Annotated in this window: 19 protein-coding genes and 1 pseudogene; 11 read left to right on the forward strand and 9 right to left on the reverse strand. The window is 68.3% G+C overall.

Annotation, left to right across the window (positions count from 1 at the left end):
* Window positions 1-37: 37 nt before the first annotated feature.
* From folK to hda, 3 genes are read right to left on the reverse strand one after another with little or no spacing between them, the layout of a single operon-like run.
* On the reverse strand, window positions 38-496 hold the full coding sequence (gene folK, locus E5P2_RS19865; RefSeq protein ID WP_162568808.1) for a 2-amino-4-hydroxy-6-hydroxymethyldihydropteridine diphosphokinase: 459 nt from the start codon (window positions 494-496) through the stop codon (window positions 38-40).
* Window positions 493-2,067 carry a polynucleotide adenylyltransferase PcnB gene (pcnB, locus tag E5P2_RS19870; RefSeq protein WP_162568809.1) on the reverse strand — a complete coding sequence of 525 codons (1,575 nt, stop codon included), beginning with the start codon at window positions 2,065-2,067 and terminating at the stop codon, window positions 493-495. Before pcnB ends, folK begins: the two co-directional genes overlap by 4 nt.
* Before the next feature lie 27 nt (window positions 2,068-2,094).
* A complete protein-coding gene (hda, locus tag E5P2_RS19875) occupies window positions 2,095-2,781 on the reverse strand; it encodes a DnaA regulatory inactivator Hda (RefSeq protein WP_162568810.1) in 687 nt (228 codons plus the stop codon).
* A gap of 171 nt (window positions 2,782-2,952) precedes the next feature.
* Here hda and purM point away from each other — a divergent pair, with 171 nt between their 5' ends.
* The 4 genes and pseudogenes from purM to E5P2_RS19895 all read left to right on the forward strand — a co-directional run bounded on the left by purM (window position 2,953) and on the right by E5P2_RS19895 (window position 6,727).
* A complete protein-coding gene (gene purM / locus E5P2_RS19880; RefSeq protein ID WP_162568811.1) occupies window positions 2,953-3,993 on the forward strand; it encodes a phosphoribosylformylglycinamidine cyclo-ligase in 1,041 nt (346 codons plus the stop codon).
* Window positions 3,994-4,006: 13 nt separating this feature from the next.
* Window positions 4,007-5,065 (forward strand): AI-2E family transporter, encoded by a 1,059-nt coding sequence (locus E5P2_RS19885; RefSeq protein WP_232080767.1) that lies wholly within the window; start codon window positions 4,007-4,009, stop codon window positions 5,063-5,065.
* Between the two features lie 112 nt (window positions 5,066-5,177).
* Window positions 5,178-5,739 (forward strand): annotated as a pseudogene (locus E5P2_RS37800) (isochorismatase family protein); the annotation flags it as partial.
* A gap of 145 nt (window positions 5,740-5,884) precedes the next feature.
* Entirely contained in the window at window positions 5,885-6,727 is an 843-nt protein-coding gene (locus tag E5P2_RS19895; RefSeq protein WP_332107571.1) for an AraC family transcriptional regulator, read from the forward strand.
* A 230-nt stretch (window positions 6,728-6,957) separates the two neighbouring features.
* On the opposite strand, the gene E5P2_RS19900 is transcribed toward E5P2_RS19895, so the two are convergent.
* The 4 genes from E5P2_RS19900 to murJ form a co-directional block, all read right to left on the reverse strand.
* Window positions 6,958-8,946, reverse strand: a complete 1,989-nt coding sequence (locus E5P2_RS19900; RefSeq protein WP_232080768.1) for an FUSC family membrane protein — start codon at window positions 8,944-8,946, stop codon at window positions 6,958-6,960.
* A gap of 49 nt (window positions 8,947-8,995) precedes the next feature.
* Window positions 8,996-9,418: a bleomycin resistance protein gene (locus E5P2_RS19905; protein ID WP_162568813.1), complete on the reverse strand. Its 423-nt coding sequence runs from the start codon at window positions 9,416-9,418 to the stop codon at window positions 8,996-8,998.
* Window positions 9,418-10,269, reverse strand: coding sequence for a SirB1 family protein (locus E5P2_RS19910; RefSeq protein WP_162568814.1), 852 nt, complete (start codon window positions 10,267-10,269; stop codon window positions 9,418-9,420). The genes E5P2_RS19905 and E5P2_RS19910 overlap by 1 nt, the downstream gene beginning before the upstream one ends.
* A gap of 66 nt (window positions 10,270-10,335) precedes the next feature.
* Entirely contained in the window at window positions 10,336-11,901 is a 1,566-nt protein-coding gene (murJ, locus tag E5P2_RS19915; protein WP_162568815.1) for a murein biosynthesis integral membrane protein MurJ, read from the reverse strand.
* A gap of 211 nt (window positions 11,902-12,112) precedes the next feature.
* On the opposite strand from murJ, the gene rpsT reads away from it, so the two are divergent.
* Window positions 12,113-12,427 (forward strand): 30S ribosomal protein S20, encoded by a 315-nt coding sequence (gene rpsT, locus E5P2_RS19920; protein WP_162568816.1) that lies wholly within the window; start codon window positions 12,113-12,115, stop codon window positions 12,425-12,427.
* 122 nt (window positions 12,428-12,549) lie between these two features.
* On the opposite strand, the gene E5P2_RS19925 is transcribed toward rpsT, so the two are convergent.
* On the reverse strand, window positions 12,550-12,897 hold the full coding sequence (locus E5P2_RS19925; protein WP_162568817.1) for a DUF3579 domain-containing protein: 348 nt from the start codon (window positions 12,895-12,897) through the stop codon (window positions 12,550-12,552).
* 160 nt (window positions 12,898-13,057) lie between these two features.
* Here E5P2_RS19925 and E5P2_RS19930 point away from each other — a divergent pair, with 160 nt between their 5' ends.
* Window positions 13,058-14,263, forward strand: coding sequence for an aspartate aminotransferase family protein (locus E5P2_RS19930; protein WP_162568818.1), 1,206 nt, complete (start codon window positions 13,058-13,060; stop codon window positions 14,261-14,263).
* A complete protein-coding gene (gene argF, locus E5P2_RS19935; RefSeq protein WP_162568819.1) occupies window positions 14,260-15,216 on the forward strand; it encodes an ornithine carbamoyltransferase in 957 nt (318 codons plus the stop codon). Before E5P2_RS19930 ends, argF begins: the two co-directional genes overlap by 4 nt.
* A gap of 13 nt (window positions 15,217-15,229) precedes the next feature.
* On the opposite strand, the gene yjjJ is transcribed toward argF, so the two are convergent.
* Window positions 15,230-16,618, reverse strand: a complete 1,389-nt coding sequence (gene yjjJ, locus E5P2_RS19940; protein ID WP_162568820.1) for a type II toxin-antitoxin system HipA family toxin YjjJ — start codon at window positions 16,616-16,618, stop codon at window positions 15,230-15,232.
* 169 nt (window positions 16,619-16,787) lie between these two features.
* On the opposite strand from yjjJ, the gene kynB reads away from it, so the two are divergent.
* From kynB to E5P2_RS19960, 4 genes are read left to right on the forward strand one after another with little or no spacing between them, the layout of a single operon-like run.
* Entirely contained in the window at window positions 16,788-17,432 is a 645-nt protein-coding gene (gene kynB / locus E5P2_RS19945; protein WP_162568821.1) for an arylformamidase, read from the forward strand.
* Entirely contained in the window at window positions 17,429-18,709 is a 1,281-nt protein-coding gene (kynU, locus tag E5P2_RS19950; protein WP_162568822.1) for a kynureninase, read from the forward strand. Before kynB ends, kynU begins: the two co-directional genes overlap by 4 nt.
* 9 nt (window positions 18,710-18,718) lie before the next feature.
* Window positions 18,719-19,555 carry a tryptophan 2,3-dioxygenase gene (gene kynA, locus E5P2_RS19955; protein ID WP_162568823.1) on the forward strand — a complete coding sequence of 279 codons (837 nt, stop codon included), beginning with the start codon at window positions 18,719-18,721 and terminating at the stop codon, window positions 19,553-19,555.
* A 43-nt stretch (window positions 19,556-19,598) separates the two neighbouring features.
* A complete protein-coding gene (locus tag E5P2_RS19960; RefSeq protein WP_162568824.1) occupies window positions 19,599-20,843 on the forward strand; it encodes an SMI1/KNR4 family protein in 1,245 nt (414 codons plus the stop codon).
* Window positions 20,844-20,848 lie beyond the last annotated feature (5 nt).

Genomic DNA, 20,848 nt, shown 5'->3' on the forward strand with positions numbered 1-20,848 from the left:
AACCGCGCAAGTGTAATGGGCGGGGCCGGCGTCGGCCTCAGAGCCGCTCGATGCGCTGGTCCGCCACCTGCGCCAGCTGACCGGGCGTGACCAGCTCGGGCGCGATCTCGGCCAGCGGCAGAAGCACGAAGGCGCGCTGCGCGATGCGCGGATGCGGCAGCGTGAGCATCGCCGTGTCGATCACGGCATCGCCATGGCGCAGCAGGTCGAGGTCGAGAGTGCGCGGCGCGTGACGGTAGGGGCGCTCGCGGCCTGCGCCGAGTTCGAGGCGCTGGAGTTCGGCAAGCAGCGCATGCGCGTCCATCGCGGTATCGAGCCCGACCACCGCATTGATGAAATCCGGTCCATCGGCATCGACAGGCGCACTGCGGTACAGCGAGGACCGCGACGCGACACGGGTGCGCGGCAGCCCGTCCAGATCCTGCATCGCCCGGGTCACCGTCGCGCGCGCGTCGCCGAGGTTGGCGCCGATGGCGACGTAGGCCCGGATCGTCATTCGGCGGCAGCGCTGCCGGCTTCGCCGCCGCCGCCGGTGCGCGGCTTGCGCCGGCGGCGTCGCTTGCGGGGCGCCGTGGCGAGTTCGCCGTCCGGCGGCAGCGCCGCCTCGTCGGCCTGCGCCGCTGGCGCGCTGGCCGGCGCCGCATCCGCTGCCCGTGCGGGCACCCGCTGGCGCGTGCGCTTGTGCTGCTCGTCGCGCACCTGCTCCATCAGGTCCTGCCGGCGCACGTCGTCGGCCGTGCTGAATTCCTGCCACCACTCGGCGATCGCCTCGCCGATCTCGCCGACATCCGCGCGCAGCCGCATGAAGTCGAAGGCCGCGCGAAAGCGTGCCTGCTCGACCAGGCTGTAGGGCGTGGCACCGCTGCGCTTGTCGAAGCGCGGCTGCATCATCCAGATCTCGCGCATGTCGGCCGCGAGCTTGCCGCGACCGGACACGTCGCCGATGCGCGAATTGAACACGTCGTCGATGGCGTCCTGCAGCGCGGGAAACGCGGGCTGCGAGCGCTGGCCGTTGCGGCCTTCGATGCGCTGCGCCCAACCGTCGCGCACATCGGCCCACAGCACGCAGGCCAGCAGGAAGCTCGGCGCCACCGGCTTTCCCTCACCGACGCGGCGGTCGGTGTCGAGCAGCGCGGCCTTGACGAAAGGCTGGTCGGCACGCTCCACCACCACGTCGAGCAGCGGATAGATGCCGGTCGCCAGGCCGAGCTTGCGCAATTGCGCCACCGTCGCGATCGAGTGACCGGTCTGCAGCAGCTTGAGCATCTCGTCGAACAGCCGGCTTTGGGGCACGTCGGCCAGCAGCCGGCTCGACTCGACCAGCGGCGCCGCCGTCTTGGGCTCGAGCTTGAAGCCGAGCGCGGCGAGCTTGGCCGAAAAGCGGATCGCGCGAATGATGCGCACCGGATCCTCGCGGTAGCGCGTGATCGGATCGCCGATCATGCGCAGCGTGAGCTTGTTCGCGTCCTTGATGCCGTTGTGATAGTCGACCACCACCTGGCTGGCCGGGTCGTAGTACATCGCGTTGACGGTGAAGTCGCGGCGCGCGGCATCCTCTTCCTGCGGACCCCAGACGTTGTCGCGCAGGACGCGGCCGCTGGCGTCGACGGCGTGCTTCATGCCGGCGAGCTCGCTCTTGCTGGTGCGCTCGTTGCCCGCCACCTGCTCGGCGCCCACGCTTTCCATGTAGGCGCGGAAAGTCGAGACCTCGATCACCTCGTGCTCGCGCCCGCGGCCGTACACCACGTGAACGATGCGAAAGCGCCGACCGATGATGAAGGCGCGGCGAAACAGGCTCTTCACCTGTTCGGGCGTGGCGTTGGTGGCGACGTCGAAGTCCTTCGGCCTGAGGCCGAGCAGCAGGTCGCGCACGGCGCCGCCGACCACATAGGCCTCGTAGCCCGCATCCTGCAGCGTGGTGACCACGTTCCTGGCGCGTTCGTCGACCAGGGACGGATCGATGCCGTGCACCGACGCGGCCACCTCCTGGCGCTTGCCGAAGCGGTTCTTGCTGGAAGCGGCATCAGCGGATTTGCCGAGGAGTTTGTCGATGAATTTCTTGATCATTGGAGAGAGGAGACGCAACGCGCGCCCTTATTCATTTTCGAGCATCGACCGGATCAGCGGGATGGTGATGGCGCGCTGGGTCTGCAGCGCATAGCCGTCGAGTTGCGTGAGCAGTTCCATCAGGCTGCCGAGATCACGGCTGAAGCGATGCAGCATGTAGTCGAGCACTTCGTCCGACAGCATCACGCCGCGATCGTCCGCGGCCTGGCGCAGGACGGCACGGCGCTCGGTTTCGCTCAGCACCTGCAAGTGGAACACATGGCCCCAGCCGAGGCGCGTGCGCAGGTCCTCGCGCAGCGGCAGGTCGGCCGGCGGCACGGTGCCCGCCGCCACCACGCCGCGCTGCAGCGTCTGCGCATTGACGAACCAGTTGAAGGCCGCGTGCTGCTGCACCGCGGTGTAGAGATGCACGTCGTCGAACAGCACGGCACCCCAGCGGTCATCGAACTCGGGCGGGTCCATCACGCCGGCATGCAACCACCCGGTGCTCGCGCCCTGCTCGCGCAAGGCGCTGCGCACCGCTTCGAGCAGGTGTGTCTTGCCGCTGCCGCCCTCGCCCCACAGGTAGGTGGGCACCGGCGAATGGACCGTGGGCGAGCGCGCATCGCCCACCCAGAGCGTCAGATGCCGCAGCGCGGGCTCGTTCGGCCCGGCAAAGAAACCCGCCAGCGTCGGACCGGACGCGATGCCGATGTCGAGCGCAAGCTGCTTCATGCCATGGCCGCTGCGAGCGGCTGGGGTGGCGCGGGTGACGCGGAACGAGGGTTCATGGGACAGGGCATGGCCGCCCTTAAAATCGTGAGGAATTCTATCGGCCCGACCACTGCGGTTGCCGGCGTCATTGTCCTCCTGTTCGACCTTCCCCTCTTTCGTCCGCTCAACCCCATGAACTCCAACCCGACCACCCCGCTCAGCTACAAGGACGCCGGCGTCGACATCGATGCCGGCGACGCGCTGGTCGATCGCATCAAGCCGCTGGCGAAAAAGACGATGCGCGAGGGCGTGCTGGCCGGCATCGGCGGCTTCGGCGCCCTGTTCGAAGTGCCCAAGCGCTACAAGGAACCCGTGCTGGTGAGCGGCACCGACGGCGTCGGCACCAAGCTCAAGCTCGCCTTCGAGTGGAACATGCACGACACAGTGGGCATCGACCTGGTCGCCATGAGCGTGAACGACGTGCTGGTGCAGGGCGCCGAGCCGCTGTTCTTCCTCGACTACTTCGCCTGCGGCAAGCTCGATGTCGACACAGCCGCCGCCGTGGTCGGCGGCATCGCGCGCGGCTGCGAGCTGAGCGGCTGTGCGCTGATCGGCGGCGAGACGGCCGAAATGCCCGGCATGTACCCGGCCGGCGAATACGACCTCGCGGGCTTCGCAGTCGGCGCGGTCGAAAAGTCGCTGATCCTCACGGGCCAGGACGTCAAGCCGGGCGACGTGGTGCTGGGCCTGGCTTCGGCCGGCGTGCATTCCAACGGCTTCAGCCTGGTGCGCAAGGTGATCGAGCGTGCCGGCAAGGATCTGCCCGCGACGCTCGACGGCCGCCCCTTCCGAGAAGCCGTGATGGCGCCGACCCGGCTCTATGTGAAGCCCGTTCTCGCCGCGCTGGCGAAGCACCCGATCAAGGCCCTGGCGCACATCACGGGCGGTGGCCTGCTCGAAAACATCCCGCGCGTGCTGCCCGAGGGCACGGCCGCGCACCTGCGCAAGGGCAGCTGGCCACGGAGCGAGCTGTTCGCCTGGCTGCAGAAAGTGGCCGGCATCGACGACATCGAGATGAACCGCACCTTCAACAACGGCATCGGCATGGTGGTCGTGATCACCGCCGCCGAGGCGGCCGCCTGCGCGGCGACGCTGCGGGCGGCCGGCGAGACGGTGCACGAGATCGGCACCATCGCCGAGCGCGGCGCCGGCGCCGCGGTGGTCGTTGCCTGAGCCGCCGCAGCGCGTGAGCGAGACCCCGCCTCCGGCGTCACGGACCCTGATTGCGGCGAGCTACCTGCTCATCGCCAGCGCTCTGCTGCTGGTGATGTGGCATGGACTGCTGCCCGGCCTGCTGTGCATCTGCATCGGCTTTCTCGGCACGCGCTGGATCGCCCGCGTGCTGGACCTCGCCTTGCGGCGATCGCTGCCTGCGCGCGCGGGCACGGCGATGCCGCGCACACCCTCCTCGCTGTCGCGCGGCATCGCCGCCACGCTCATGATGCTGGCTCCGATCGGCATGCTGATCGTCGCGTTTTCCGAAGCGCGCGAATTCGTCCTCAACGCGCCGGAGCAGTACCAGGAATTGCTCGACTACATCGCCCGTACCATCCTGGAATTGCGGCTCAAGCTGCCGCCGGAGATCGGCGCCTACCTGCCCGAGGGTTCGGCCGAAGTGCAGCGCATCGTCGCCGGCTACCTGCGCGCGCAGGCCGGGGCGCTCGCACTGACCGGGCGCGCATGGCTGGCCGGGGTGCTGTTCTCGTACGTCGGCCTTATCGTGGGCGCATTGGCGGCCGTCTCGAAGCCTCCGGCCACCGGCCGGCCCCTGACCCATCAGCTGAAGCAGCGCATCACGCTGTTCGGGCAGGCCTTCGGCCAGATCGTGGCAGCCCAGTTCTGGATCGCTGCGTTCAATGCCCTGCTGACCTCCGTCTTCCTGCTGTTCGTGCTGCCGCTGTGGAGCCTGGAACTGCCCTATGCCCCGGCATTGATCACGCTGACCTTCGTCGCCGGCCTGGTGCCGATCGTGGGCAACCTGGTGTGCAACACCGTCATCACGCTGGTCGGGCTGTCGGTCTCGCCCTTCGCCGCGGCGGCCTGCCTAGTGTTCCTGATCCTGATCCACAAGGCCGAATACCTCATCAATGCCAAGGTGGTCGGCAGCCGGACCCATATGACGGTCTGGGAGCTGCTGGTCGCGATGTTCGTCGCCGAGGCAGTGTTCGGCCCGGCCGGGCTGGTGGCCGCGCCGCTCTTTTATGCCTACGTCAAGAAAGAGCTGCAGGTGGCCGGGCTGGTCTGAGAGACTGCGTGTCCGGATCCGATCGATTCTTGTCCCGCATGGCGCGGACGAGACACATGGTGTCCGAGAAGAATACGGCGCATCATTCACTCGACGAGAAAGAGCATCCGCCATGAAAAGCTGTCTGATAGTGATCGACGCCCAGGAGTCCTTCCGCCAGCGCCCGTACTTCACCCGGCGCGACTTCGTGCCCTACATCGCGGCCCAGAACGCGCTGATCGAAGGCTGCATTGCCGCCGGCATTCCGATCGTGCGGATCTTCCACGTCGATGGTCCCGCCAGCGCGAGCAACCCCTTCGCGGTCGAATCGGGCCACGTGCGCCCGCTCGAAGAGCTCGCGCGCTTCGATGCCGCCGCGACCTTCACCAAGCACCGGCACAGCGCCCTGGTCCACACAGGGCTCGAGGCATGGCTGACCGAGAAACGGCATCGGCCGGCTGATCGTGAGCGGCATCCGTACCGAGCAGTGCTGCGAAACCACGACGCGCCACGCATCGGACCTCGGCTGGACCGTCGACTACGTGATCGATGCGACGCTGACCTTCGACATGGTGCAGCCCGACGGCCGGCCTTGTCCGGCCGACATCAAGGCACGCACCGCCACCGTGCTGCAGGACCGCTTCGCGCAGGTGTGCAGCGTCGACGAGGCACTCGCGCGCGCCGGCGCGGCTGTCGCCGCTGACGTGAGCGCGCCGGCGGCCGATCCGCGTCGTCTTCGTCCTGCTGACCACAGCTGGTACTCGACTGGGCCGGCCCGGCGGAAGCGCTTCGCATCACGAATCAGTTGCTGCTGGCGGCCGGCCAGCCGGCGCCTTCGAGATGGACTTCGCGAGCCCGCGCCGGCCTCGATCAGTTTCGGTCGGCGTCGCCTTGTCGGGCTTGTGCCGCTGCCGACGCAATGGCGGGTCCACCTGGATCGTGCTGCTCGGCCTGCCCGGCCACACCATCGCAGTCGACAGCGACGAGACGCAGGAACTGCTGCACTGGCTGCGCGGCCAGCATTTCGAGCGTGACCGGCTGGAACTGATCACGGTCTGTGCCGGCGCACTGCTCGCGGCGCATGCGGGCCAACTCGCGGGCCGTCGCGCAACCACCCATCACCATCACCTCGACGAACTGCGGCAGGTCGAGCCGCGCTGCGAGGTGGTGAGCAACCGCGTGTTCGTGCTCGACCCGCCCGTCTACAGCAGCGCCCGGCGTGACGACCGGCCTGGACCTGATGCTGCATCGCATTGCGAACCTGCGGCGAAGCCTTGGCGGCACAGGTCGCGGCAGACCATGGTGATGGCGCTGCGGCGCGGGCCGCAGGATCCGGAGTTGTCGCCCTTTCTCGCCTACCGCAACCACCTCCATGCCGCCTTGCACCGCGTGCAGGACGCCGTGAGCGGGCAGCCGCAGGACGACTGGACCGTGCCGCGCATGGCCGAGGTGGCGCATACCTCGGCACGGCATCTCACGCGTCTCTTCGTCGAGCATGCGGGCATCGCGCCGCTCGAATACCTGCGGCGCCTGCGGCTCGCGACGGCCAGCTGGCGCTGGCATCCGCGCCAGCGTCACGGGCGGCCGAAGTCTCGGGCTTCGGCTCCGACGCAATTGCGCCGCGCCTGGCACCAGTTCGGTGACAGGATCGCCGTCGGGCGCGCAAAGGCTGCCGGGCGTTAGCCGTGCGCGTCAGCCGCGCGCGTCTCGCCGATCCCGCGGCCGGCATCGTCCGGCGACCTGCCGCCGTCCCGCGAGAGCCATTCGCTCGCATGGCGACGCAGGGCCCCGATCGCCGCTGGATCCACGAGAGTTCCATGACCGCGAGTTGGCAACCCGGCCGCCGCCGCACCCAGTCCACCGGGACCGGGAATCCGAAGCCCGTTTCCACCGCCGATCGCACCGCCTCGAGTTCATCGGCCAATGCTCGAGCGCCGTCGCCTCGCCTCGGCCGCTTCACGCAGCCTTGCGACCCACTCGGATCGGGCAACGCGGCACGGCGCGCGCCGGAGTGCCGAGAGTCCGCTCAGCAGGGCGTGCGAGCGAAGCAGGAATCGCAGCGCCGCGAGGGCACGCGGCCACATCCATCGCGGGTCGCGCAACAGGTCCGCCACGGCCGTCGACAGCGCGGCATCGGCGTTGTGGGCGTTGCGCCGCGCCAGCCGGTAGGCAAGGTCGTCGTGCGCGCCGGCGCGGTACTGCTCGATGGCCTGACGAAGATAGGCTGCGTGGTTGCGCAGGCTGGCCGCGGCCAGTTCGTTGATGCGCCGCGCCTGCCAGTAAGGCAGCACCAGCAGGAGCGCGAGAGCCGCGATCACACAGCCGGCGGCCGCGTCGGCCAGCAACGGCGCGATCGACGCCACACCGAGCTTCGCCGGACTGGAACACAGCATCACCAGCAGCGCCATTGCCGCGGTCGCGCGCAGCGAGCGCTCGTCGCGCGCCGCGAAGAAAAACACGCCGGCCGCCACGGCCAGCAGCGCGTGCGGCAGCGGTTGCGCAAGCACCTGCTGCAGCCCCCAGCCGGCCGCGATGCCGACCAAAGTGCCGGCCATGCGACGGCCGATGCGCGCGACGGTTTCACCGGCGCTCTGCTGGCAGACCAGGAGCGCCGCGAGCAGGATCCAGCCGCCCTGCGACGGACGAAGCAGCCACGCCGCGCCGCCGCCGACCAGCAGGGCGAGCGTCAGCCGCAATGCGTGGCGAAACAGCGCCGAGCGCGTCGCGAGCTGGCGCCGCACGCGCCTGGCCGCATCGCGCCACGAGCGCGGTGCGCGGTCCAGCGGACCCAGGTCGGTACGCACCGTGCGGCCGGACGGCTGGCTCGCGCTGGCGAGTCGCTCCTCGAGCTGCGCGAGGTTCTGCGCGATGGCCTCGATCGACGGCAGCGACGCCATCCGATCCGGCATGGCGGCGCTGTCGCGCGCATGCGCGATCGCGGTATGCAGATCCGCCAACGCGCGCTCGCCCCCGGCCTCGGTCGCCAAGGGCTCGTGCCGCTCGATCGAACGGGCCAGGCGGATGCAGCCCTGCCCGAGCAGGTCGAGCACCTGCCGGCAGCGCACCAGCAGGGCGTCGTGCAGCGATCCCTCATCCGGCGGGCCGGTGTCGTGATGGAACGCGCTGGCGCGCTCGTGCACGTCCTGTGCGATCAGGTAGAGCCCGCGATAGCGCGCGATGCATTCCGTCGGCGCACCGGTGCCGATGCGGCGCAGGATGCTCTCCTTGGCCGCATTGAGTCCCGTCACCACCGCCGCATTGAAGAGCGCCAGCGACAGGCCCTCGCGTTCGAAGTCAGGCCCGCGCGCGGCGCCGGACAGCGAGGCCCTGAAACGCATGCCGTCGCCGAGCGCATCGAACAACCGCACCAAACGCAGCTGAACCGGCTGTGCCGGCAGCACCGCGCACCAGAGCACCGACAGCAACCCGTACCCCGCCGCGCCGGCCAGCAACAGGCGCAGCAGGTGCCCGCGTTCGATGCCCGTTGCAGGTGCCTGGCCGACGGCCAGCACCACGGACAACGCAAGGATCAGCGTCGCATGGCCGATCGGCTTGTAGCGCACGTCGACGGCGCCCAGCATCGTCAGGCAGAACGCCGCCGCTACGAGCACCGCGGCGAAGATCAGGGGCTTGTCGAAGAGCAGCGCCGCCACCGACGCGGCGATCGCCAAGCAGATCCACGCGAAGAGCTGCGTGCGCAAGCGCCCGCGCCAGCTGTCGTCGGTCTCGGCCAGCGCACTCGCGGCAATGCCCAGCAGGACGGGCGGCGCCGCTTCGAGGTGGCCGCCGAACCCGCAAAGCGCCGCCGCACTGCCCAGCGCGATCAACACCCGCAGCGGCTGGCCCCGACGCGCGAACGCACTCAGCCACCGACGGAAGGTTTCGATGGCAGGAAAGCCCATGGCTGCGATCCTGCACGATACGTGCCACCCCGACGGCCAAAGACCCTGCCTACGACAGGTAGCCGCAGAAGCGCAGCACGTGCCCGTCGGGCTCGCGGATCGCGAATTCGCGCAGGCCCCAGGGCTGCGATACCAGCGCCTCGACGATGGCAACGCCGCGCTTCACGTAGGCCGCATGCAGTCCGTCGACATCGCGGCCGACATGGATCACGATCTCGCCGCGCCATGCCACCGCATCGCGCCGGCCGCATTGCCAGAGGCGGATGTACACCGGATCGCCATAGCTGCGATCGCCTTTCTTCACGCGCGCATAGCTCGGCGGCTCGCCCGCGATGAAGTCGAGCTCGAAGCCGAGCACGTCGCAGAAGTAGCGCGCCGCCCTTGCCGCATCCGCCACCGGCAGCACCGGCTGAATGCCGTGGAACTCGTGCAGCGTGCCGAGATCCACCGCCGCGGCCCTGGCGGCGTCCATCAGTTCCTCGCGCGGCGCAAGGCGGCGACCCGTTCGGCGACGGCATCGAGATCGAGTGCATCCTCGGCATGCGCCAGATAGGTCTCGAGGTCGCGCACCGCCAGTGCGGTGTTGCCCTGTTCGGCATGCGCGAGGCCGCGGTCGCGATGCTCGCCCCAGGCCTCGGGAAGCAGGGCGACCAGGCGGTCCTGCACCGCGATCGCACGCTGCCAGTCTTCCTGCGCGCGATGGATTTCCTTCAGGTTGCGCAGCATCCGGCCGATGATCTCGCGCGGTGCCGCCGGCTGCAGGTAGAGGCCGAGCGGCACATCGAAATCGCCGACCAGGCCATTGCTGCGCTTGTAGGGTTCGAGCCGTTCGCTGAGTTCCTCGCGCGACAGCGACTTGCCGGTGAAGGGGTCGATCACCACCTGTCCCTTCGGCAGCGTCACCTTCAGCATGAAATGGCCCGGAAAGGCCACGCCGCGCGCCTGCAGGCCCAGGCCCTGGGCCAGTTCCATCCACAGCACCGCGAGCGAGATCGGAATGCCGCGCCGCGTGCGCAGCACCGCGTTCAGGTAGCTGTTGTCGGGGTCGTAGTAGTCGTTGACGTTGCCGCCGAAGCTGAGGTCGTGGAAGAAGAACTGGTTGAGCGCGCGCAAACGCTGCAAGGGCGCCGCGTCCGCCGGCAAGCGCCGCCGCAGCCGCGCGAGCAGTTGATCGATGTCGCCCAGCACCTGCTGCACGTCGAGTTCCGGGTATTCGTCCTGCGCGAGACTGGCGGCCGCTTCGAGCAGCGGGAACTGCTCGTCGCTCTTCACGAGCGATTCGAAGTACTCGAGAGCGGTGGGCGTCGAAAAGCTGAACGTCATGTGTCTTTGTAGAGGAGCGCGGCGGGAGCGTCAAGACGGCACCGCCGCTTGCGGCGCCTGCAACGCTCAGTGGCGCATGAAACTGCGCAGCTTGAGCCCCGCCGCGGCGAGCACCGCGAAATAGAGTGCGGCGGCGCCCGCAATCAGCGCCGCCAGCAGGCCGATGCGGTACAGACGATGCTCGCGCAGGCCGATCCAGTCGAAATGCTGGTTGCCCCAGACCAGGAGCGCGGCGAGCAGCAGCGCGGCGGCAAGCACCTGCAGCAGGAACCTGCCCCAGCCGGGCTCGGGTTTGTAGCTGCCGCGCCGCATCAGGCCGACGAGCAGCCACGCCGCATTGACCATGGCGCCGATGCCGATCGTCAGCGTGAGCGCCGCGTGCTGCAGCACCGGCACCAGGAACACGTTGAGCACCTGGGTAAACACCAGCACGCCGACCGCGATCAGCATCGGCGTGCGCATGTCGTGCTTCGCGTAGTAGCCGGGCGCAAGCACCTTGATCGCCACCAGGCCGATCAGCCCGACGCCATAGCCCATCAGCGCCACCGTGGTGCGCTGGACGTCGACATCGCTGAACCTGCCGTTGTGGAACAGCACCGCGACCAGCGGCTGCGAGAACACCAGCAACGCCACCGCACAAGGCACCGAGAGCAGCACCACCAGACGCAGACCCCAGTCGAGCATCGCCGAATAGTGCGCGTCGTTCTTCGCCGCGCGCGCGGCGGCGAGCTGCGGCATCAGCACCACGCCGAGCGCCACGCCCAGCATCGCGGTCGGGAACTCCATCAGCCGGTCGGCGCTGGTGACCCAGCTGACGCTGCCCTGCGCGAGGTGCGAGGCGATCTGCGTGTTGATGAGCAGCGAGATCTGCGCCACGCTGACGCCGACCAGCGCCGGCAGCATCAGCCGGACGATCTTGCGCGTCGTGGGGTCGGCCCACGCAATGCGCATCGCGTCGATGCTGGCGCCGATGCGCGGCATCATGCCGAGGCCGCGCAGCGCCGGTATCTGCAGCGCCAGTTGCAGCGCGCCGCCGACCATCACACCGACACACTGCGCATAGATCGGCTCGATCCCATGACGCCTGAACCAAGGTGCGCCGACGACGATCGACAGGATCAGCGCCACGTTCAACAGCACCGGCGAAGCCGCCGGCACGACGAACTTGCGCCAGGTGTTCAGGATGCCGCCGGCCAGCGCCACCAGCGACATGAAGCCGATGTAAGGGAACATCCAGCGCGTCATCACGACCGCCGCGTCGAATCCGTCGGCGGTCTGCTTCAGCCCGCTCGCCATGGCCAGGACCATCAGCGGCGCCCCGACCACGCCGAGCACGCACACCACCACCAGTGTCCACACGAGCAGCGTCGCCACATGGTCCACCAGTTCCTTGGCACCCGTTTCGCCGCGTTCCGTCTTGCAGGCCGCCAGCACCGGCACGAAAGCCTGGCTGAACGCCCCTTCGCCGAACACCCGGCGAAAGAGATTGGGGATGCGGAACGCGACGTAGAACGCGTCGGTCAGCGCGCTGACGCCGAACACCGAGGTCATGAGCACGTCCCGGATGAGACCCGTGACCCGGGAGGCGAGCGTCAGCAGGGAAACGGTGGAGGCAGATCTGAAGAGCGACACCGCCGGAAGTGTAGGTGCACTCGATGCGCCCTCTTTCACGGACGCGCAACGCGTCGGACCAACTCCAGAAATACCGCGGATCCGGCTCCGCCGGTCCGCAGGTATTGCCCCCTGCAAGGGGGTTGCAGGCTACACGAAGTGAGCAAGGCTGGGGGTTTGCTAGAATTGTTGGCTTTGCTGCATCATCCCCAGACACCAAGGAAACTCATTTATGGCATCCGCCAAGCCCAAGAAAAAGAACCCGCGCCTCGCGTCGGGCCGTAAGCGCGTCCGCCAGGACGTCAAGCTCAACGCCGCGAACACCTCGCTGCGCTCCAAATACCGCACCGCCGTGAAGAATGTCGAAAAGGCCGTGCTGGCCGGCGACAAGACCAAGGCGGCCGAACTCTTCGCGAAGGCCCAGAGCATCGTCGACACCGTCGCCGACAAGGGCATCTTCCACAAGAACAAGGCAGCGCGCGACAAGAGCCGCCTGTCGGCCAAGGTCAAGAACCTGGCCCTCGCCCCTGAAAAGGCCGCCGCCTGACGTCATCAGGCAAACAGCCCGGACCGGCCTTCGTCCAGTCCGCCGTTTGATCGGGGTGCGCTGCAGCAAAGTGAAAAACCGCCTTCGGGCGGTTTTTTCATGGGCGCGGCCCTTGCCCGCTTTCAGACCCGGCCGGCCTGCGGCGGCTTGACCGGCGCCGGCGACGCATCCGGCACCAGGCAGGCTTCGGCGACCTGCAAGCCGTTGTCGCGGGCGAAGTTCATCACGAAGTCCCAGGCCATCACGTTGGCCTCGCGCAGTTCGCGGCTGACGACCACGCACTTGATGCCGTTGATGATCGTCGGCACGCACCACGGCGAATAGCTCAGGTGACTGCCCGGATAGGCGCCGCCCGGCCGGAACGAACACATCACGCCCGCCAGCCGCTCCGCCCAGTCGCTCGGGCGAAAGGTCCGGCCGTCCTCGGTGAGGCCCTGGATGAAGACTTCTTTGGCGTTGGGAGAAATCATCGGTTGGCGTGAAGGAGGCGCAGGCGCTTGCTGCGCCGCACAACGATTCTATCCGGGGGTTCCGCGAGCGATCCACGCGGGCATTGCTGTAATGCGCAATCCTCAACGACGCTGTCAAACCGGCCGCCTAGAATCCGCGTTCCCTTTTCTGGAGATCCCCATGAGCGCCGCTGTCGCACCCTCGTCGCCCCACGTCATGAACACCTACGGCCGCCTGCCGATCGCGTTGTCGCACGGCCAAGGCTGTCGAGTGTGGGACACCGAGGGGCGCGCCTACCTCGACGGCCTGGGCGGCATCGCCGTCAACACGCTCGGCCACAACCATCCCGAGCTGGTGCCTGCGCTGCAGGACCAGATCACCAAGCTGATCCACAGCTCCAACTACTACTACGTGCCGGGCCAGGAGCAACTCGCGGCCAAACTGACCGAGCTTTCCGGGCTCACCAACGCCTTCTTCTGCTGCACCGGCCTGGAAGCCAACGAAGCCGCACTCAAGCTGGCACGCAAGTTCGGCCATGACAAGGGCATCGAGCGGCCGGAGATCGTGGTCTACGAGGCCGCGTTCCATGGCCGCAGCATCGCCACGCTGTCGGCCACCGGCAACCCCAAGGTGCAGAACGGCTTCGGCCCGCTGGTCGAGGGCTTCATCCGCGTGCCGCTCAACGACTTCGACGCGCTGAAGGAGGCGACCGAAGGCAATCCGAATGTGGTGGCCGTGTTCTTCGAAACCATCCAGGGCGAAGGCGGCATCCACCCGATGCGCTGGGAGTACCTGCGGCAAGTGCGCCAGCTGTGCGACGAGCGCGACTGGCTGATGATGATCGACGAAGTCCAGTGCGGCATGGGCCGCACCGGCAAGTGGTTCGCGCACCAGTGGGCCGGCATCAAGCCGGACGTGATGCCGCTGGCCAAGGGCCTCGGCTCGGGCGTGCCGATCGGCGCCGTGGTCGCCGGCCCGCGCGCCGCCCACATCTTCGGCCCCGGCAACCACGGCACCACTTTCGGCGGCAACCCGCTCGCGATGCGCGCCGGCATCGAGACCATCCGCATCATGGAAGAGCACCAGCTGCTCGACAACGCGGCCAAGGTCGGCGCGCACCTCAAGGCCGCGCTGGAGCACGAGCTCGGCAGCCTGCCCGGCGTGACCGAGATTCGCGGCCAGGGCCTGATGCTCGGCATCGAGCTCGACCGGCCCTGCGGCGTGATCCTGAACCGCGCCTGCGACGCCGGCCTGCTGCTGAGCGTGACCGCCGACAACGTGATCCGCCTGGTGCCGCCGCTGATCCTCAGCATCGCCGAAGCGGACGAGATCGTCGCGCTGCTGGCACCGGTCGTGAAGGCCTTTCTTGCGGAGCCTCGGCCATGAGCGCGGCACCGGCGATTCGGCACTACCTCCAGTTCTCGGACTTCACGGCCGACGAGTATGCGCACGTGTTCGCACGCGCCGCACTGATCAAGAAGAAGTTCAAAGCCTACGAAAAGCACCAGCCGCTGGTCGACCGCACGATGGCGATGATCTTCGAGAAGGCCTCAACCCGCACGCGCGTGAGCTTCGAGGCCGGCATGTACCAGTTGGGCGGCAGCGTGGTGCACCTGACCACGGGCGACAGCCAGCTCGGCCGCGCCGAGCCCATCGAGGACAGCGCCAAGGTCATCAGCCGCATGGTCGACCTGGTGATGATCCGTACCTTCGAGCAGACCAAGATCGAAGCCTTCGCGGCCCATTCGCGCGTGCCGGTCATCAACGGCCTCACCAACGAATTCCACCCCTGCCAGATCCTGGCCGACATCTTCACTTACCTCGAGCACCGCGGCACGAATTCGGAAGGAATGCCGGACCCGGCCTTCCTGGCCGGCAAGACGGTCGCCTGGGTCGGCGACGGCAACAACATGGCCAACACCTGGCTGCAGGCCAGCGAGATCCTCGGCTTCAAGGTGCACGTGAGCACGCCGAGCGGCTACGAGGTCGACCAGTCGATCGCCGGCATCCGCTCGTCGGACAGCTACCAGGTCTTCAAGGACCCGATGGAGGCTTGCCGCGGCGCCGACCTCGTGACCACCGACGTCTGGACCAGCATGGGCTACGAGGCCGAGAACGAGGCCCGGCGCGCGGCCTTCGCCGACTGGTGCGTCGACACCGAGATGATGCGCGCGGCCCAACCCGACGCGCTCTTCATGCACTGCCTGCCCGCGCATCGCGGCGAGGAAGTCGAGGCCGACGTGATCGACGGGCCGCAATCGGTGGTCTGGGACGAAGCCGAGAACCGCATGCATGCGCAGAAGGCATTGATGGAATTCCTGCTTCTCGGCAAGGTCTAGCAGAAGTCGAGGCTCAGCGCGCGGCCAACTTGCCGAGAAGCGCTTCGTTGTCCCTGCAGATCCGCCGGAACGCCGCGCTGATCCGCCGGTCGGCCGCGGCAAGTGCCCAGAAGGCAACAGCGGCGCGCGCCGCATCCTGCCAGGCGACTGCGTCCGCGGGCAGCGGCAAGCGCGGCGCGTAGTTGCGAGGAGGCAGTTCGACCCCGCGCACGGGTGCATAGGCCATCGGCAACATGTCGTAGATGAGCGCCAGTTGCAGCACATGGGTGTCCCCTTGTCGGGACGGCACGAATGACAGGTTGCCGTCGTGCATGTCGGTGTTGCCGATGAGTTGCCCGAAGAGCCACACGCGCAGGATGCGGCCAAGGTCCTGCGTCTCCAGCCAGCCCTTCTGCGCCAGAGGCTGGACCGCCTGCGCCCAAGGGCGCCCCGCGCTGCCGACGAAAGCATTGTTCAAGGCGGACCACGACACCATGCCCGAACGACCCAGCGTGCCATGGCGATCGAAGCGGTCGACTTCCAGAAATGTTCGGCCCGCGTGTGCGTAGACACGCGAGCGTGCAGTGGCGATGCCGGCGTGTTCCTCGAGCGCGCGTCCGGCCAAGTGTTCACACACCAGAAGGTCCGACCAGCGCTGCGTGCCCGGCGAATCGTCCGACCCCGAGAACTTGACCAGCACATGCTGCTGCGCGCCATCGGCTCGCTGCCGCAGGGTCGTGAACTTCGGGAACTCGCCGCCGGCCGAGGATCCGGCCACCCCCAGTTCCAGCGCCTGCGAAGCAAGCTTCGGATACTCCCTGGCCAGCTTCGAATCCGGCAATCCCGCAGGTGAGTCGCCGGATTTCACGCGCTGCACCTGGTCGAGCCACAAGCGGCAGGCCGGCGCGCCCACCAGCAGATCGCCCGCGGTGTCCGCGCCCAGGATCGACAGCGCATACAACACATCGTCGTCCGACCAGGCCGTCGGATCCTCGCCGACCTGGAGTACCGCGGCGTGTTGCCGCGCGAACGTGCGGCCCATGAAGCCCTGCGGCCGCATGTCCTGCATCGGATACGGCAAGCCTTCGAACCAGCCATCCTGCATCTCCCCGTCGAGCGGCCATCCGAAGTCGCCGCTGTAGCTGAGGGCCGTGCCGTCGGGGTGGACCAAGTCCAGCGCCGCAATCTGCTCGGGCGTCCCTTCCCGGTCGATGCGAAAAAGCGGCAGCGACTCCAGCGACCCGCGCAGCGCGCGCCTGGCTGCGTACTTCGTGCGACGCGCTCGCCCCCGCACGATGAGCGCGCCCTCCGCGGCCCGCGCAGCCCGGCTCAACGTCGGCCGGCTCGCCCCCATCAGCTCGGCGAGCCTGTTGGCCGGCTGCGGGCCTTTCGCACGAAGAAGGGTGACTGGGTCGATAGGCATAGTGAAACAATTTCTTGCGTCAATATTTCTCCATTTCTTCAAGGGAAAAGCTCTGACGCATCTCGACAGTATGAATCGATTTGTGAAACGATTCTATCGACAAAGCCAAGATGGAAGCCGTTGCTAATAACCGACACCACAACCCACCAAGCAGCGCTAACTTTGCGTCATGAACCAACGCATCTGGGATATCTCGCCGCCGGTGCATGAAGGTGCGCCGGTCTTCCCCGGCGACACGCCCTACCGGCAGCGCTGGGCCGCAACGATCGCGCCCGGCTGCCCGGTCAATGTCAGCGAGATCACGCTGTCGCCGCATGTCGGCGCGCATGCCGATGCGCCGCTGCATTACGACCCGGCAGGCACCACCATTGGCGAAGTCGACCTCGCACCCTACCTCGGCCCGTGCCGCGTGATCCATGCGATCGCACGCGGACCACTGGTCGAATGGACGCACCTCGCGCATGCGACCGACCTCCTGCCGCCGCGCGTGCTGGTGCGCACCTATGCGCACGCGCCGGTCGAGCGCTGGGATGGCGACCTCGCCGCATTCGCGCCCGCCACCATCGAACGGCTCGCGGCACTCGGCGTAACGCTGATCGGCATCGACACCGCAAGCATCGACCCGGCCGACAGCAAGACGCTCGACAGCCACCAGGCCGTCCGCCGCCTCGGCCTGCGCGTGCTCGAGAACCTCGTGCTCGACGACGTGCCCGAGGGCGACTACGAACTCATCGCATTGCCGCTCAAGCTCGTGAGCGCCGATGCTTCCCCCGTGCGTGCGATCCTGCGCGAACTTCCATCCGATCGACCATGAACCTCGACGACTGCCGGCGCCTCGATGCGCAAGACCCTCTCGCCGCCCTGCGCGGCCAGTTCCTGCTGCCCGACGGCGTGATCTACCTCGACGGCAATTCCCTCGGCGTGCTGCCCCGGGCCGCGCCGTCGCGCATCGCCGAAGTGGTCGCGAAGGAATGGGGCGAGGGCCTCATCCGCTCCTGGAACACGGCCCAATGGTTCGACCTGCCGCAGCGCCTCGGCGACAAGGTCGCGCGCCTGATCGGCGCCGCACCCGGCGAGGTCGTGTGCACCGACAGCACCTCGGTCAATCTCTACAAGGTGCTGTTCGCCGCGCTGTCGCAAGCGAAGGCGACCAGCCGCCGCATCGTGCTCAGCGAGCGCAGCAATTTCCCGACCGATCTCTACATCGCCGAGTCGCTGTGCCGCGAGCGCGGCTTCACGCTGAAACTGATCGACGCCAGCGAATTGCCCGCCGCGCTGAACGACGCGGTGGCCGTGCTGATGCTCACGCACGTCAACTACCGCACCGGCGCGATGCACGACATGAAGGCGCTCACCGCGGCCGCGCATGCCGCCGGCGTGCTCGCCGTGTGGGACCTCGCGCACAGCGCCGGCGCAGTGCCGGTGGCACTCAACGACAGCGATGCCGACTACGCGATCGGCTGCGGCTACAAGTACCTGAACGGCGGGCCCGGCTCGCCGGCCTTCGTCTGGGTGCACGCGCGCCATGCGGACCGCTTCGAGCAGCCGCTGTCGGGCTGGTGGGGCCATGCGGCGCCCTTCGAATTCACACCGCACTACCAGCCCGCGTCGGGCGTCGCACGCTATCTGTGCGGCACGCAGCCGATCGTCGCGCTGGCCGCGCTCGAGTGCGGACTCGACACCGTGCTCGCGGCCGAGCCTTTCGATGGCGCACAGGGCAGCATGGCCGCGCTGCGCGCCAAGTCGCTGGCGCTGACCGACGCCTTCATCGCGCTGGTGGAGGCACGCTGCCCCGGCCGCTTCACGCTCGTCACGCCGCGCGAGCACCACTTGCGCGGCTCGCAGGTCTGCCTCGCGATGAGCGGCAACGGACCCGGCGCCTACGCGATCGTGCAGGCGCTGATCGCACGCGGCGTGATCGGCGACTTCCGCGCCGGCGATTCGCAGATGCCCGACATCCTGCGCTTCGGCTTCACCCCGCTCTACCTCGGCTTCGAGGATGTGTGGCGCGCGGTCGAACACCTCGTGCAGGTGCTCGAGACCGACGAATGGAAGCGCCCCGAGTTCAACCAGAAACTGGCAGTGACCTGAAAGCGCCCGATGAGCACCGAAAAGATCGTCCACGACGAAAAGGCGCAGCTCGATTTCAGCGCCTCGATGAGCTACAGCGACTACCTGAGCCTCGACGCCATCCTCAACGCCCAGCATCCGAAGTCGCCCGCGCACGACGAGATGCTCTTCATCGTCCAGCACCAGACCAGCGAACTCTGGATGAAGCTGATGCTGCACGAGCTGCGCGCCGCGATCCGCTGCGTGGCGGCCGACGACCTGTCGAGCGCCTTCAAGATGCTGGCGCGCGTCTCGCGCATCATGGAGCAGCTGGTGCATGCCTGGGACGTGCTGGCCACCATGACGCCGCCCGAATACAGCGCGATGCGGCCCTACCTCGGCAGCTCCAGCGGCTTCCAGAGCTGGCAGTACCGCTGCATCGAATTCGCGCTCGGCAACAAGAACGCCGCCATGCTCAAGCCGCATGCGCACCGGCCCGACCTGCTCGCGCAGGTCGAGCAGGCCTGGCGCGCGCCCTCGCTCTACGACGAGGCTTTGCGCCTGCTCGCGCGTCGCGGGCTCGACGTGCCGGCCGACCATGTCGAGCGCGACTGGACACAGCCCTACGAACTCAGCGATGGCGTCGAACAGGCCTGGCTGGTGATCTATCGCAATCCGAAGGACCACTGGGACCTCTATCAGCTCGGCGAGGAGCTGACGGACCTCGAAGACGCTTTCCGCCTCTGGCGCTTCCGCCACGTGACCACCGTGGAGCGGGTGATCGGCTTCAAGCGCGGGACCGGCGGGACCGGCGGCGTGAGCTATCTTCGCAAGATGCTCGACGTGGTGCTGTTCCCCGAGATCTGGAAGTTGCGAACGGATCTCTAGAACCCGCATGGCGCGCACTCACGACCCACCTGGAGACAACGCGATGACCAGCGATTCCTTCGACGACACCGAACTGGGCCAACTGCGCGAGCATGGCATCGTGCTCTTCGCCAAGCGCGTGATCTTCGATGCCCGACCGCCGATGCCGGCCGACCAGATCGCCGCGGTGCAGGCCGTCTGCGCCGGCCCGCTGCCGCCCGAGCTCCTTGCGCTCTGGCGGCAGACCGCCGGCGGCCGCATCGACTACGACCTGCATCTGCGCATGAACGGCTGCGAGGAAGCGGTGAGCTGGACCGAGCTGTTCTGGAACGGCAGCGACACCGCGCAGACGCTTCGCGGATGGATCGCGCACGAACTCGAAGGCGCTGCGCAAGCCCCGCGCGAGGGCGCCTGGGACGGCAAGCTCGTCAGCCTTCCCATCGGCGGTTTCGAAGACAGCGACCGCATCTACGCCGTCGTCGAGCCGGGCGCGGACCATGGCCACATCCTCGCGTGGAAACAGGGGCTGCCCCAGCCATGGGTGCATGCGATGCACGAAGACGGCATGACCACGCTCGCGGCCGACCTGTGTGCGGCGTTCGACGTGCTGCATCTCGACGAGGATCCGCTCGAGGCGATCGGCGACTATTTCACCGGACAGGCGCTGCTCGAGTACCTCGACGAGCGGCACGAGGCGCACGGACTGTCCCTCGAACTCATGGACCGGCTGATCGCGTTCTACCGCCGCGCGATGGTCGACTGGCGCACGCCGCTGGCCGATGGCACGCTGGGCGGAGACGGGCCGCTCTCGCGCATCGCACTGCGCCACGCGATCGCCACTGATGACGCGGCGCTGATCGATCGGCTGGCCGCAGTCGACGTCGCGCTCGACGGTCCGCTGCTCGGCAGCGCGATCGCGACCGACCTGGCGGTGAGCCACGGCGCCCACGCGGCCGCCGCGGCGCTGGTGCACGCCGGCGCGCCCGTCGCGCCGGATGCGCTCGATGCGATCGACAGCGCGCTGTCGCCCGACCTGGCAGCGATGTTGCTGGCGCATGGCGCCCAGCCCAGCGCGACGGCCATCGCCGAGTGCGTGGCCTGCGGCGCACCCGCGGCTGCACGCCTGATCGCCGAGGCCTACGCACAAGCCCACGACGATCTGCCGGCCGCCTATGCCGCGGTCAGAGACGACCTGCTTGCCGAACTCGAAGGCGCATTGGCCGACGTGCGCACCGGCGAGGTCAGCCACTACCTCGGCGCTGACGAACTCGCGCACCGCATCGACCACCTTCAGACCTTCAGTCTCTGAGTCCG

The organism is Variovorax sp. SRS16 (assembly GCF_901827165.1).
Lineage (GTDB): Bacteria > Pseudomonadota > Gammaproteobacteria > Burkholderiales > Burkholderiaceae_C > Variovorax.

Excerpts from the sequence above, each read along its gene's own strand:
- kynU (WP_162568822.1), top strand. The coding sequence starts at position 17,429 with ATGAACCTCGACGACTGCCGGCGCCTCGATGCGCAAGACCCTCTCGCC.
- E5P2_RS19910 (WP_162568814.1), bottom strand. The coding sequence starts at position 10,269 with ATGACGTTCAGCTTTTCGACGCCCACCGCTCTCGAGTACTTCGAATCG.
- kynB (WP_162568821.1), top strand. The coding sequence starts at position 16,788 with ATGAACCAACGCATCTGGGATATCTCGCCGCCGGTGCATGAAGGTGCG.
- pcnB (WP_162568809.1), bottom strand. The coding sequence starts at position 2,067 with ATGATCAAGAAATTCATCGACAAACTCCTCGGCAAATCCGCTGATGCC.
- E5P2_RS19895 (WP_332107571.1), top strand. The coding sequence starts at position 5,885 with ATGGACTTCGCGAGCCCGCGCCGGCCTCGATCAGTTTCGGTCGGCGTC.
- hda (WP_162568810.1), bottom strand. The coding sequence starts at position 2,781 with ATGAAGCAGCTTGCGCTCGACATCGGCATCGCGTCCGGTCCGACGCTG.
- E5P2_RS19930 (WP_162568818.1), top strand. The coding sequence starts at position 13,058 with ATGAGCGCCGCTGTCGCACCCTCGTCGCCCCACGTCATGAACACCTAC.
- argF (WP_162568819.1), top strand. The coding sequence starts at position 14,260 with ATGAGCGCGGCACCGGCGATTCGGCACTACCTCCAGTTCTCGGACTTC.
- folK (WP_162568808.1), bottom strand. The coding sequence starts at position 496 with ATGACGATCCGGGCCTACGTCGCCATCGGCGCCAACCTCGGCGACGCG.
- E5P2_RS19905 (WP_162568813.1), bottom strand. The coding sequence starts at position 9,418 with ATGGACGCCGCCAGGGCCGCGGCGGTGGATCTCGGCACGCTGCACGAG.
- yjjJ (WP_162568820.1), bottom strand. The coding sequence starts at position 16,618 with ATGCCTATCGACCCAGTCACCCTTCTTCGTGCGAAAGGCCCGCAGCCG.
- E5P2_RS19960 (WP_162568824.1), top strand. The coding sequence starts at position 19,599 with ATGACCAGCGATTCCTTCGACGACACCGAACTGGGCCAACTGCGCGAG.
- E5P2_RS19925 (WP_162568817.1), bottom strand. The coding sequence starts at position 12,897 with ATGATTTCTCCCAACGCCAAAGAAGTCTTCATCCAGGGCCTCACCGAG.
- E5P2_RS19900 (WP_232080768.1), bottom strand. The coding sequence starts at position 8,946 with ATGGGCTTTCCTGCCATCGAAACCTTCCGTCGGTGGCTGAGTGCGTTC.
- purM (WP_162568811.1), top strand. The coding sequence starts at position 2,953 with ATGAACTCCAACCCGACCACCCCGCTCAGCTACAAGGACGCCGGCGTC.
- rpsT (WP_162568816.1), top strand. The coding sequence starts at position 12,113 with ATGGCATCCGCCAAGCCCAAGAAAAAGAACCCGCGCCTCGCGTCGGGC.
- kynA (WP_162568823.1), top strand. The coding sequence starts at position 18,719 with ATGAGCACCGAAAAGATCGTCCACGACGAAAAGGCGCAGCTCGATTTC.